We start from the raw sequence: 12,139 nt of genomic DNA on the forward strand, positions 1-12,139 counted from the left end.
CATATATATATTTTTTAACACTTACTATTCTCCCACTACATCATGTTCGGTTTTTTTCGCAGCTACTTTTCTAATGACCTAGCCATTGACCTAGGCACCGCTAATACCTTAATTTACATGCGTGAACGGGGTATTGTGCTTGACGAACCTTCCGTTGTGGCAATTCGTACTGAGGGCGGCCCAAATGGCAAAAAAACCATTTTAGCCGTTGGTAAGGAAGCAAAAGCGATGTTAGGGCGTGTTCCGGGCAATATTGAGGCTATTCGCCCCATGAAAGACGGCGTCATTGCCGATTTCACAATTACCGAGCAAATGCTCAAGCAATTTATCAAGCTGGTACACGAGAGCAAACTCTTAAGACCAAGTCCGCGCATCATTATTTGCGTTCCTTGTGGATCGACCCAAGTTGAGCGTCGCGCTATCCGTGAATCAGCGCTAGGCGCAGGGGCCTCACAGGTGTTCTTGATCGAAGAGCCAATGGCAGCTGCTATTGGCTCAGGTCTGCCTGTTTCTGAAGCGGCTGGATCTATGGTGGTGGATATTGGTGGCGGCACAACTGAAGTTGGCGTGATGTCACTTGGTGGCATGGTCTACAAAGGCTCAGTACGTGTTGGTGGCGACAAGTTTGATGAGGCCATCACAAACTACATTCGACGTAACTATGGCATGTTAATCGGCGAGCAAACTGCCGAACTCATCAAGAAAACAATTGGCTCCGCGTTTCCGGGTGCCGAGGTGCGCGAGATGGAAGTCAAGGGTCGCAATCTCGCTGAAGGTATCCCACGTAGCTTTACGGTCACTAGTAACGAAGTCCTTGAGGCGCTGACCGACCCCTTGAATCAAATTGTGACTGCAGTCAAGGCGGCCTTGGAACAAATTCCTCCAGAGTTAGCCTCTGATATTGCGGAGCGCGGCATGATGTTGACCGGTGGTGGCGCGTTGTTGCGCGATCTGGATCGCTTACTACTTGAAGAAACAGGATTGCCAATCCATGTTGCAGAAGACCCCCTTACTTGCGTCGCTCGTGGTTGCGGTATCGCCCTCGAACGCATGGACAAGTTGGGTGGAGTGTTCTCTCAAGAGTAATCGGCTTACGCGTCGATCCGGGCATTGCGAAATAACGCTCCTCCGCTTTTTAGGCAAGGCATTCCTGCATTAGTCAAACTGATTGTTTGCCTGTCAGTCAGCGCAGCATTAATGCTGATTGATTTTCGATTTAAGGCACTTGATCCCATTCGCAACAATCTCAATTGGCTATTACGCCCACTTGAATATGCAATGATGATGCCCCGGAATGCTTATGAGGCGTCATCAGAGTATTTCACTACTCGCGGCACACTGGATCAAGAAAATCAAGCTATGAGAGTGCGTCAAGCTGAGCTATCTTTACTTGCCAACCAATCTGAATTTTTATTAGTTGAAAATCAAAATTTGCGTCAACTAATGGGGCTGCAAAAACAAGTGCCATTTAAAACATTGCCAGTTGAAATCTTATTTAATCCGCCCAATCCCATCTCACAGCGAATTGTTGTGAACCGCGGTAGTGGTGATGGACTCAAGCTCGGCAATCCAATCGCAAATGATGAAGGCATCCTGGGTCAGGTTGTTCGCCTATATGAAAACTCTGCCGAAGTATCTCTTCTTGAAGATCGTGACTTCGCTGTACCCGTACAAATAGCTCGAAATGGCCTCAGAGCTGCAGTCTTTGGAGCGGGGCGAGGAAACCCTCTTGAGCTTCGCTACCTTCCGATAGCCAGTGATTTAGAGGTGGGGGATGTGTTGATTACCTCGGGTATCGACGGAATATATCCACCAGGATTTGCAGTGGCCGTCATAAGTCGTATCGAGCGCAACGCCGATAAAAATTCTGCAAACGTATTTTGTATTCCCGCCGCCCCAGTCAATCGATATCGCCAAGCTCTCGCTCTTCTCTATGACCCTCAGTGGGATGCAAAAGCATCAGCAGCTAGCAATAATTCAGGGGCAGTCCAAACCAATGCGCCAGGACGTCGCCAAACTCGTGCGCGAGGAATGCAATGATTGATTTTCAAAGCGGCTATATTCTGCGTCCGGTTAATCCGTTCTTTATTTACTTTAGCTTGCTTTGCGCGCTACTTTTAAATCTTTTACCCATTGGTAATTACAGCTGGGTGCCAGACTGGCTCATTATTTGTATTGTGTTTTGGAATATCCATCAACACCGTTATGTGGGCGTTATTACCGCATTCATCCTCGGCCTCCTGATGGATGTTCATCATTCTGATCTGTTGGGCCTGCACGCATTCAGTTACACATTAGTAGCCTATCTTGCGATTTCTTGGCATCGACGCATCGTTGCGTTGACAGCCCCAACACAAGCACTGCATGTGCTACCTATGTTCTTACTAGTCTCTCTGTGCCCCGTGTTGGCGCATTGGATTCTCAGCGGTGAGATTTATTGGTGGGCACTCACTGGTACTGTTCAGGCTGTTATTGAGGCTCTCTTGTGGCCATTGGCAACTCGCGTTTTGTTGTCTCCACAACGTCGACCAATCGATGTTGATCACAATCGCCCCCTCTAACTATTGGCATGGTTTCATTTAAAAAACCAAATCTCGATTCATTTCAAGAGCGCATACATATTGCGACCTTGTTTGTCACATTCTGCTTCTTATTGCTAGTAACACGCTTGGTATGGCTGCAATTAGTCAACCATGGTAAATATGCCTTACAGGCCGAAAATAATCGCATTGCCATCGTTCCTGCGCCAGCCAATAGAGGCCTGATCATAGATCGCAACGGGATTGTGATTGGTCGAAATTACTCAGCACTAACCCTTGACGTCAATGCTAGCGAAATCAAAGGGAATGTGGATGAATTGATCGACGAAATTTCTCAAATCGTATTGATTTCCCCTAGAGATCGTCGTAATTTCAAGCGGTCGCTTGAAGATTCACGAAAAATGGGTACTTTTCCCCTTCGATCGATGCTGACAGAGGCTGAGACTGCGCGTTTCATGGCAAATCGCTACCGATTTCCCGGGGTGGAGATTCGGGCACGCAGCTTTAGAGAGTACCCCTATAACGAACTAGCCTCCCACCTTATTGGATATATCGGGCGCGTTTCTCTTAAGGATAAAGAGCGCATGCAGTCTGAAATAGAGAGCGCTAAGGCCGATGATCCTGATGCCCTTCAGACATCTTTTCTGCCCGGCATTCAGTACGTTGGAAAAATTGGTTTAGAGCAAAGCTATGAAAATGTATTACGCGGCTCACCAGGATACGATCAAGTAGAAATCACCGCGGGTGGTAAACCAGTCAGAACGTTATCAAGCTCCCCATCTGTGCCGGGTAAGAATATCGTGCTATCGGTTGACATCAAATTACAGTATTTAGTAGAGCAACTCTATGGAAATTTCCGCGGTGCATTTGTTGCGATCGAGCCTCAAACGGGGGACATATTAGCGTTTGTTTCAAAGCCTAACTTTAATCCCAATGATTTTGTTGAAGGCATTGATTCAGTCACCTGGAAAGAGTTAAATGACTCTCCTCAAAAGCCGCTTTATAACCGACCACTGAAAGGCATCTATCCACCAGGCTCCACTTACAAACCATTTATGGCGTTAGCCGCTCTAGAGACTAAAAAACGTACGCCATCACAATCCATCTCTGATCCTGGTTATTTTGATTTTGGCAACCATACCTTCCGCGACGATAAAAAAGGTGGTCATGGCATTGTGGATATGCAAAAGTCTATCGTGGAATCCTGCGACACTTACTACTACCTACTTGCGCGCGATATGGGCGTAAACATGATGCATGACTTCATGAAGCCATTTGGCTTTGGTCAAATTACAGGCATTGATTTAAAGGGTGAATCTCGAGGAATCCTACCATCTACCGAGTGGAAAAAAAATACCTTCAAAAAACCAGAACAGCAGAAATGGTACGAAGGCGAAACGATTTCTTTAGGAATTGGACAGGGCTATAACGCGTTTACTATTTTGCAGTTGGCACATGGGATGGCTAATATGGCTAACAATGGTGTTGTGATGAAGCCGCATCTGGTGAAGGCAGTTGAAGACCCCTTCACCAGAAATCGTGTCTTGACCACCCCAAAAGAAAGCTATCGAATTGATCTCAATCAGGAAAATATTGAGGTCATCAAAAAAGCGATGGTTGAGGTCAATAATTCTGGAACATCGGCATCTGTATTTAAGGGGACCGGCTATCAAGTTGGCGGGAAGACAGGTACAGCACAAGTATTCAGTTTGAACTCAAAGGAATATAAACACAGCGCCACTGCGGAGTTTTTACGGGACCATGCTTTGTATATTGCTTTTGCTCCTGCAGATAAGCCTACTATTGTGATCGCAATGGTGGTGGAAAATGCAGGCTTTGGGGCGCAGTATGCTGCACCAATTGCGCGTAAGGCGCTTGATTTTTATATTGAAGGTAAATGGCCTAAGGAGATTCCTGAATGGAAAAGAGCGCCATAAGCAAAGCTAAGAAATTATTTTTCAGTATTTTTTCTGGCTTTGATCGTCAGCTAGGCCTTATTTTACTTGGGTTAGCCGTTGTTGGCTTTATTACTTTTTTATCCGCAAGCCAAAATACACCCGTTCGAATTGGGGATGAACTACGTAACCTGGCACTCTCATTTTTGGTCATGTGGATTGTCTCTCGCATTCCTCCTAAGTGGCTAGAAATGGCAGCGATATGGATTTATGGAATTGGTGTTGCTTTGCTCGTAGCAGTAGCCATATTTGGACTGATTAAAAAAGGAGCGCGGCGCTGGTTAAATATTGGGTTGATTATTCAGCCCTCAGAAATTATGAAAATTGCCATGCCACTAATGTTGGCTTGGTATTTTCAAAGACGGGAAGGCATTCTCAAAACTTGGGACTACGGCGTAGCCGCAATTGTTCTTCTCATTCCAGTAATGTTGATTGCTCGTCAGCCAGACTTAGGCACTGCTTTATTGGTTTTTGCCGCCGGTATGTATGTGATCATTTTGGCAGGCATGCCGTGGAAATGGATTTTGCCCTTTGTTGGCATTGCTGCGCTTGGAATTGTTCTCATCATTATTTTTGGTAACACTATTTGTGCGCCTGACATTACATGGCCTTTTGTTCATACCTATCAAAAACATCGTGTCTGCACTTTGCTGGATCCTAGTAGCGATCCCCTCGGTAAAGGATTCCACACCATTCAATCAATGATTGCTATCGGCTCTGGTGGTTTTTTTGGCAAGGGCTGGTTTCAAGGAACGCAATCCCACCTTGAGTTTATCCCTGAGAAACATACTGACTTTGTATTTGCTGTTTTCTCAGAAGAGTTTGGGCTTCTTGGAAATTTAATTTTGTTAGCCTTGTTCTTTGCCCTTGTTAAAAGAGGTTTGGCAATCTCCGCTGGTGCGCCGAATTTATTTACTCGCCTATTAGGCGCTTCTGTGACGCTTATTTTCTTTACCTACGCCTTTGTTAATATCGGCATGGTGAGCGGCTTACTGCCGGTCGTAGGCGTTCCACTTCCCTTTATTAGCTACGGGGGTACTGCTTTAGTCACCCTTGGATTTGGAGCGGGTATATTAATGAGCATTCATCGCCATCGACGACTGGTGCAGAGCTAAATAGTATTTTCTGTTTCGGCAGGCGGCTGCTCTAGTTCTTTAAATAACAAAAAAGCCCGGCATGCCGGGCTTTTTCATTTACAAGAGTAAAGATTACTTCTTACGCTTGTTTACTGAATCTTTAAATGCTTTACCAGCTGAGAACTTCACTGTTTTAGCAGCGGCAATTTTGAGTGGCTCGCCAGTTTTTGGGTTACGGCCCATACGTGCAGCACGTTTACCAGAAGAGAATGTACCAAAACCGATCAGTTGAACTGAGTCACCTTTAGTAACAGCTTTAATGATAGTTTCGATAGCGGAATTTAATGCAAATTCAGCTTTAGCTTTTGAGATTTCAGCATCGCCAGCAATCGCTGCGATTAGTTCTGCTTTGTTCAAGTGAAACTCCTTATTTAATTGATGTCAGCACACATTGCGCTTGATTGATTTTAACCATAAAAAACTACAAAAATATAGTTGCGACACAGCATTTTTTATTATTCCTTTTTTATTGCTCTAAAACGGTGACGCCAGATACAAAATACTCTGTATCGCCAAAACAACTAGAGGGCAATCCAATGTGCTGGTCATACTTGAGGGCTACCTTTTTCCCCAAATTATCATTAATTTTCTGTGCAACCGCTAAGTCATGCACCGTAAAGAAGAATTTTTCAGACATCGTTCCAGGCATCGAAACCATAGCTAACTCCCCTTCCCAGGTCTTGCAAACATAGCCTCGATTTGAGAATTTTTGCACATAGCCAGCACGCTCGCCACTGCCATAGCTCCAATTGAGCATAATCCAGGTATAGGCAGCCAGGCCAAGCGAGCCGACTAAAACCAGGCTTAAAAGCCATTTAATGAATGTTTTCATTCCCATTTCCTCTTTAGATCAGTAAAGAGCCCCATCTTGACGCTTCTATTTAGGGCCTCAACAGTGTTGTTCAGTATATGGGTAAATAGGCTAAAAATAGGCTGAGAACGCTTGAGCATTCAAATAAAATATGAGCATTAGTACCCATTGGTAAACTTTATGCAAATACGTCACCTGATTTTTTTTATCTTCATACTGTCCGCTATTTATGTCTATTACAGAGGCAAAGTGCGGTTCGGTATAGTTCGTTCTTTGATGGATTATCAGGTGCTGTTAGCCCCCATCAATTGCCTGCTTTATCTGTTTTCGAAAACCAAGGCGGGCGCCTATATTCCAACCAAAGATTTTCCAGAAATGCAGCTGATTCAGAATAATTGGGAAATCATTCGAGACGAAGCTCTTGCCCTAAACGCCGATGGCGCTATTGCGGTGGCTACCGGGTACAACGATATTGGATTTAACTCTTTCTTTAGAACGGGATGGAAGCGCTTTCATCTCTATTGGTATGGCAAAGAAATGCCCTCTGCTCAAGCAAGTTGCCCAAAAACAGTGGCAATTCTGAAAGCGATTCCCTCAGTTAAGGCAGCCATGTTTGCCTCTTTGCCGCCAGGAGCAACCTTAGTACGCCATAGGGATCCTTATGCAGGCTCCTTGCGTTATCACATTGGCCTAGTAACCCCCAATGATCCTCAATGCTTTATTGATGTGGATGGAGAGCGCTATTACTGGAAGGATGGCGAGGCCGTCATGTTTGATGAAACCTATATTCACTTTGCGGCAAACGAAACAGATCATCAGCGCATTGTGTTGTTTTGCGACATAGAACGTCCTGTCTATACCAAGCCGATGCAACTTTTTAACCGCTGGTTTGGGCGCTATGTAATGAGTGCTGCAGCCTCTCAGAATGTGGAGGGCGAGAAGGTTGGGCTTGTAAACGTTCTCTTTAAGTATTTTTACCACCTAAGAGCGCAGGCAAAAAAACTAAAAGCCAAACACCGTAGCGTCTATTACCTTGGAAAATGGGTGCTTATTTTAGGAATCTTGTGGGCAATCTTTTGGTGAGTCCTAAGGCCCCAGGATTTGAATAATCTGCTCTGGGGTGATTGAGCCCCAGATTTCCAGCCGCTTCTGACGACTATTTTGTCCAGACAAAAACTGAATTTGCTTTTGAGGAATTCTGAGTTGTTTTGAAAGCCAGGCCAATAGCATTTCATTAGCCTGATTTTCTGAAGCCGGCGCTTGCAGGGATATCTTCAAGCAGCCATCATGCAAACCGACGACCTTAGTCAGTTTTGCTCCTGGCTGGCAATGCAAATTGAGCACAATTCCGCCGGGTGTTTGTTTTAACCAAATAGGGTTCATCAAAGTACTTTAAACTCAAAAGATGATTATGAAGAACTCTTCCGCTTTAGACCACCTATTTGACAATAATCGCGAATGGGCAAGCAGCATGGTTGCACAAGATCCCGATTTTTTCAAACGCTTGGTAGCACAGCAAGCTCCAGAGTATTTATGGATTGGCTGCTCCGACAGCCGCGTTCCCGCCAATGAGATCGTCAATTTAGAGCCGGGGGAACTGTTTGTTCATCGCAACGTTGCTAATGTTGTTGTTCATACAGATCTCAACTGTTTATCGGTTATTCAGTTTGCAATTGACTTACTAAAGGTGAAGCATATTTTAGTTGTGGGTCACTATGGCTGCTCTGGCGTCCATGCGGCACTTGCTGATAAGCGCATTGGATTGGCGGACAATTGGCTAAGGCACGTGAAGGATGTTCACCAAAAACATGAGCGCTATCTTGGTGAGGCAATACCTACCCCTAAACGCCAAGATCGTTTGTGTGAGCTCAATGTTATCGAGCAAGTGGTGAACGTTTGCGAAACTACTATCGTCCAAGATGCCTGGGCTAGAGGTCAAGAGCTCACCGTACACGGCTGGGCCTATCGACTTGAAACTGGTCTGGTAAACGATTTGGGAATGTCGATTAACTCTTCCGATGAAATGAACGCTCGCTACGCCACATCGTTAACGCGCTATCAAGCCACATAAATTGATCTTGTTTAGCAATTTCTCTAACTACCTAAGTGTTGCCGTACTAAGAATCCTGGTAGCGCTACCCTATGAGGTTTTAGTCCGACTTGGCTATGGCTTAGGCTTTCTGATGGCACTGATACCAAGTGAACGTAATCGGGTAGTACAAACAAATCTCGCGCTCTGCTTTCCAGAATTAAGCGCTCAAAAAATAAATGGGCTACGTAAGCAACATTGGCGGTTGTTAGGAAGAAGCTTAGTCGAGAAAAGTATTATTTGGCTTGGCACTAAAAAACAACTTGCTGAAATGATTGAGGTCCAATCGGAAGTTGATCTTTGTGATAGGCAGCCTCGTATTCTAGTGAACATGCATTTTGTCGGAATTGAAGGCAGCATTATCTTAAGTGCCCTTGCGCAAGAAAAAGGATGGCCACGTACCTCAGGATTTTTTCAAAGAATGAAAAATCCTTTCTTTAATAAAAAAATTATTGCATGGCGTAACCGTTTTGGCGGGAACTCCATTGATCGCCAAGGCAATACTATTGCGCTCATCCGAGAGATCCGCAAAGGTAGCTTCATCATCATTGCCCCAGATATCGATTTAGGTCTAAAAGATTCTACTTTCGTACCTTTTTTTAATATTCAGACCAATACCATTACTGCTGTTTCAAGATTAGCCAAAATAACTGGCGCCCAAGTCTGCATGATGATCACCACCCTGAAACCAGATGGGCTTGGTTATATTTGCCATATCAGTAGACCTCTCAAGAATTTTCCTAGCGATGATCCTGTGGTCGACACCGCAAGACTGAATCAAATCTTTGAGGCAGAAATTCGTTTAAGGCCAGCTCAATACTATTGGGTCCATAAACGGTTTAAAAACCGCCCATTGAATGAGGCAAGCCCGTATTAATCTTGCCCTGCCAGCAATCAAGTAGACCTAAATAAGGCACTTGCCTGATAATGTGAAGATGGAAGAAAAAGTTCGTGTATCAAAGCTTTTATCAGAATTAGGTCTTTGCTCTCGTCGCGAGGCAGATTCCTATATTGAGCAGGGCTTAGTGACTGTTGACGGCGAAGTTGTCAGTGAACTAGGCTCGCGCGCCTTTCGCAATCAAAAGATTGAGCTGCAGTCTGGTGCCAAGGTACAGCAAGCATCTCGAATTACGGTGATTCTTAATAAACCCGTAGGCTTTATCTCGCACTTTGATGATGAGCAGGAGTATCAGCCCGCTGCATCCCTCATTACCCCTGAAAACTACTTTCCTAGCCCCTTGGATAGGGGCCGCAGCCCTCGCTTTAATACACGAGGGCTTGCACCTGCCGGTCGTCTAGACATTGATTCCACTGGAATGCTAGTGTTGACGCAAGACGGTCGCATTGCCAAGCTCCTGATTGGGGAAAATAGCCCCATTGAAAAAGAATACTTAGTACGAGTAGAGGGTGCGCTCTCTTTTGATGATTTGGACCGCCTCAAGCATGGCCTTGAGTTGGATGGGGTCACCCTTAAACCCGCTCAAGTGAGCTGGCAGAATGAGGATCAACTCCGTTTTGTGTTGCGGGAAGGCCGTAAGCGTCAGATTCGTCGCATGTGCGAAATGGTCGGCCTAAAAGTGCTTGGCCTAAAACGGGTTCGCATGGGGCGTCTCTCCTTGGGGCCACTCCCCCCTGGAAAATGGCGCTTTGTCAGGCCCGATGAGCAGTTTTAAACACGGTGCCCGCTTATAATTCTGTCTACTAGAATAAGCGCAGAATTACCATCGATACCATCTCCACCAGCACTCCAGGCGCAGAAGTCCTTAGGCGTCGCAGCTTTGCCATCATCTCCCATCCAGATGCTGGAAAGACCACCCTCACAGAAAAATTATTGCTGTACGCAGGCGCCATCCAAATTGCCGGTAGCGTAAAGGCACGCAAAGCCAGTAGACATGCTACTTCAGACTGGATGGAGATAGAAAAGCAGCGGGGCATTTCTGTTGCCAGCTCAGTCATGCAAATGGAGTATCGAGACTGCATTATTAATTTGCTCGATACCCCCGGACACCAAGATTTTTCAGAAGATACCTATCGCGTATTGACTGCAGTCGACTCCGCGCTGATGGTCATTGATGCCGCGAATGGTGTTGAGTCACAGACCTTGCGCTTGCTAGAGGTTTGTCGCGCCAGAAATACGCCTATCGTGACTTTTATTAATAAGATGGATCGCGAAGTCAAACCGCCCATGGAACTCATGGATGAAATCGAAACGGCGCTTGGCATTGAAGTAGTCCCTTTTACCTGGCCAGTAGGCATGGGAAGATCTTTTGCTGGCGTAATCGACATTGCCAAAATGCAAATGCGCATGTTTAAATCCGGCGAAGATCGTGTCACTGAAGATTCGCACGTCATTATTGATGTTAATGATCCCGCCCTTAAAGAGCGCTTAGGCACTGATCTAGAAAATGCACTAGCCGAAGTAGAGCTCATTAAGAATGCGATGCCCGCGTTTAACCGTGAAGCATTTTTGGCGGGCCGTCAGTCGCCCGTATTTTTTGGCTCTGCCATCAATAACTTTGGTGTTAGAGAGATTCTAAATACTCTGGTTGAGTTAGCGCCCTCACCAGGATCCCGAAAAGCGCTACAAAGAGAAGTAAGCCCTGCTGAAAATAAATTCACGGCGGTGGTCTTTAAAATTCAGGCCAATATGGATCCTGCGCATCGTGACCGCGTTGCGTTTTTACGCATCTGCTCTGGGCATTTCAAACGCAGCATGAAGCTCAAGATTTGTCGCAATGGTAAAGAGGTGCGCACGAATAACGCGCTCTCATTTTTATCCCAACGTCGCGATATTTTGGATGAGGCCTTTCCAGGCGACATCATTGGACTGCCTAACCATGGACTGCTTAGACTGGGTGATACGCTGACTGAAGGAGAGCAGCTGCAATTTACTGGTTTACCATTTTTTGCCCCTGAAATATTTCGCATGGTTGAATCCGCTGATCCCTTGCGCTCTAAACAGCTTCGTACAGGACTCATGCAGCTAGGCGAAGAAGGCGCTATTCAAGTGTTTCGCCCCATGATGGGTGGAACAATGCTGCTGGGTGCATTTGGACAACTTCAATTTGAAGTTGTTAGCCACCGCCTACAAAGCGAGTATGGGGCTGAGGTACGCTTACTACCGGCACGATACAACCTTGCACGCTGGGTTAGCTCTGATGATCCTGTTGCATTAAAGAAATTCATTCAAGAAAATATCCACCGCATCGCGGAAGATGTTGTAGGGGCCTCTGTTTTTTTAGCTTCGCACAAATCCGAGCTTGATGTAGCCCAACAGCGCTGGGAATCTATTCAGTTCCATGCCTTAAGAGAGCATGCTGGCCTGATCTATCAATCCGACCTATCTGGCTAAATTTAACGCGGTGCCTGGTTAGCAAAACGGCAATCAAATACCGCTACCAAGGCAGTGTCATTTTTTCTAAAGGTGGCAAGCTTGCCATATTGAGCGCAATAAGCATTTGCTTGCTGAGTTAACGATGCAATAGAAGCGCCATCACTATTGAAAAAAGTGACGTGATCTGAATCTGATGCGTCTGTATAAACTGCCGCACAAGCACTTAAGCCGAACATTAAAACCAACAGCGAAATTATTAAACGCTTCATCCTAA

At 45.6% G+C, this 12,139-nt stretch carries 14 protein-coding genes; 10 read left to right on the plus strand and 4 right to left on the minus strand.

Translation table 11 applies throughout. The annotated features are described in order from the left end of the window. Positions 1-42: 42 nt before the first annotated feature. The 5 genes from B0G85_RS07810 to rodA are packed head-to-tail and all read left to right on the plus strand — an operon-like array spanning position 43 to position 5,610. Positions 43-1,086, plus strand: coding sequence for a rod shape-determining protein (locus B0G85_RS07810; protein ID WP_100379879.1), 1,044 nt, complete (start codon positions 43-45; stop codon positions 1,084-1,086). Positions 1,087-1,110: 24 nt separating this feature from the next. Beyond that, on the plus strand, positions 1,111-2,040 hold the full coding sequence (gene mreC / locus B0G85_RS07815) for a rod shape-determining protein MreC (protein ID WP_100379880.1): 930 nt from the start codon (positions 1,111-1,113) through the stop codon (positions 2,038-2,040). Continuing rightward, the gene (mreD, locus tag B0G85_RS07820; RefSeq protein WP_100379881.1) at positions 2,037-2,561 is read left to right on the plus strand and encodes a rod shape-determining protein MreD; all 525 of its coding nucleotides are present in this window, start codon (positions 2,037-2,039) and stop codon (positions 2,559-2,561) included. The genes mreC and mreD overlap by 4 nt, the downstream gene beginning before the upstream one ends. Before the next feature lie 8 nt (positions 2,562-2,569). Continuing rightward, complete coding sequence (gene mrdA, locus B0G85_RS07825) at positions 2,570-4,477, plus strand: penicillin-binding protein 2 (protein WP_100379882.1); 1,908 nt, start codon at positions 2,570-2,572, stop codon at positions 4,475-4,477. Next, positions 4,459-5,610, plus strand: a complete 1,152-nt coding sequence (gene rodA / locus B0G85_RS07830; protein ID WP_100379883.1) for a rod shape-determining protein RodA — start codon at positions 4,459-4,461, stop codon at positions 5,608-5,610. Before mrdA ends, rodA begins: the two co-directional genes overlap by 19 nt. A gap of 93 nt (positions 5,611-5,703) precedes the next feature. Here rodA and B0G85_RS07835 read toward each other — a convergent pair whose 3' ends face one another. Both B0G85_RS07835 and B0G85_RS07840 read right to left on the minus strand, forming a co-directional pair. Next, on the minus strand, positions 5,704-5,988 hold the full coding sequence (locus B0G85_RS07835) for an HU family DNA-binding protein (RefSeq protein ID WP_100379884.1): 285 nt from the start codon (positions 5,986-5,988) through the stop codon (positions 5,704-5,706). A 109-nt stretch (positions 5,989-6,097) separates the two neighbouring features. Then, a complete protein-coding gene (locus tag B0G85_RS07840) occupies positions 6,098-6,463 on the minus strand; it encodes a DUF8785 domain-containing protein (protein WP_198508757.1) in 366 nt (121 codons plus the stop codon). 165 nt (positions 6,464-6,628) lie between these two features. Between B0G85_RS07840 and B0G85_RS07845 the strand changes: the two genes are divergently transcribed. Continuing rightward, positions 6,629-7,525: an aspartyl/asparaginyl beta-hydroxylase domain-containing protein gene (locus B0G85_RS07845; RefSeq protein WP_198508777.1), complete on the plus strand. Its 897-nt coding sequence runs from the start codon at positions 6,629-6,631 to the stop codon at positions 7,523-7,525. A gap of 3 nt (positions 7,526-7,528) precedes the next feature. Here B0G85_RS07845 and B0G85_RS07850 read toward each other — a convergent pair whose 3' ends face one another. Then, positions 7,529-7,825 carry a DUF167 domain-containing protein gene (locus B0G85_RS07850; RefSeq protein ID WP_100379887.1) on the minus strand — a complete coding sequence of 99 codons (297 nt, stop codon included), beginning with the start codon at positions 7,823-7,825 and terminating at the stop codon, positions 7,529-7,531. Between the two features lie 22 nt (positions 7,826-7,847). Between B0G85_RS07850 and can the strand changes: the two genes are divergently transcribed. From can to B0G85_RS07870, 4 genes are read left to right on the plus strand one after another with little or no spacing between them, the layout of a single operon-like run. Further along, the gene (can, locus tag B0G85_RS07855) at positions 7,848-8,513 is read left to right on the plus strand and encodes a carbonate dehydratase (RefSeq protein WP_100379888.1); all 666 of its coding nucleotides are present in this window, start codon (positions 7,848-7,850) and stop codon (positions 8,511-8,513) included. Positions 8,514-8,520: 7 nt separating this feature from the next. Beyond that, positions 8,521-9,408, plus strand: a complete 888-nt coding sequence (locus B0G85_RS07860) for an LpxL/LpxP family acyltransferase (RefSeq protein ID WP_100379958.1) — start codon at positions 8,521-8,523, stop codon at positions 9,406-9,408. A 58-nt stretch (positions 9,409-9,466) separates the two neighbouring features. Then, positions 9,467-10,204, plus strand: a complete 738-nt coding sequence (locus tag B0G85_RS07865; protein ID WP_100379889.1) for a pseudouridine synthase — start codon at positions 9,467-9,469, stop codon at positions 10,202-10,204. Between the two features lie 59 nt (positions 10,205-10,263). Continuing rightward, the gene (locus B0G85_RS07870) at positions 10,264-11,883 is read left to right on the plus strand and encodes a peptide chain release factor 3 (protein ID WP_100379890.1); all 1,620 of its coding nucleotides are present in this window, start codon (positions 10,264-10,266) and stop codon (positions 11,881-11,883) included. 2 nt (positions 11,884-11,885) lie between these two features. Here B0G85_RS07870 and B0G85_RS07875 read toward each other — a convergent pair whose 3' ends face one another. Then, on the minus strand, positions 11,886-12,134 hold the full coding sequence (locus B0G85_RS07875) for a hypothetical protein (protein WP_100379891.1): 249 nt from the start codon (positions 12,132-12,134) through the stop codon (positions 11,886-11,888). Positions 12,135-12,139 lie beyond the last annotated feature (5 nt).

The sequence above is a fragment of the Polynucleobacter brandtiae genome (assembly GCF_002797575.1).
Classification (GTDB): domain Bacteria; phylum Pseudomonadota; class Gammaproteobacteria; order Burkholderiales; family Burkholderiaceae; genus Polynucleobacter; species Polynucleobacter brandtiae.

Coding starts and splice junctions, on each gene's coding strand:
- B0G85_RS07810 (WP_100379879.1), top strand. CDS start 43: ATGTTCGGTTTTTTTCGCAGCTACTTTTCTAATGACCTAGCCATTGAC.
- mreD (WP_100379881.1), top strand. CDS start 2,037: ATGATTGATTTTCAAAGCGGCTATATTCTGCGTCCGGTTAATCCGTTC.
- mrdA (WP_100379882.1), top strand. CDS start 2,570: ATGGTTTCATTTAAAAAACCAAATCTCGATTCATTTCAAGAGCGCATA.
- rodA (WP_100379883.1), top strand. CDS start 4,459: ATGGAAAAGAGCGCCATAAGCAAAGCTAAGAAATTATTTTTCAGTATT.
- B0G85_RS07840 (WP_198508757.1), bottom strand. CDS start 6,463: ATGAAAACATTCATTAAATGGCTTTTAAGCCTGGTTTTAGTCGGCTCG.
- B0G85_RS07850 (WP_100379887.1), bottom strand. CDS start 7,825: ATGAACCCTATTTGGTTAAAACAAACACCCGGCGGAATTGTGCTCAAT.
- can (WP_100379888.1), top strand. CDS start 7,848: ATGATTATGAAGAACTCTTCCGCTTTAGACCACCTATTTGACAATAAT.
- B0G85_RS07865 (WP_100379889.1), top strand. CDS start 9,467: ATGGAAGAAAAAGTTCGTGTATCAAAGCTTTTATCAGAATTAGGTCTT.
- B0G85_RS07875 (WP_100379891.1), bottom strand. CDS start 12,134: ATGAAGCGTTTAATAATTTCGCTGTTGGTTTTAATGTTCGGCTTAAGT.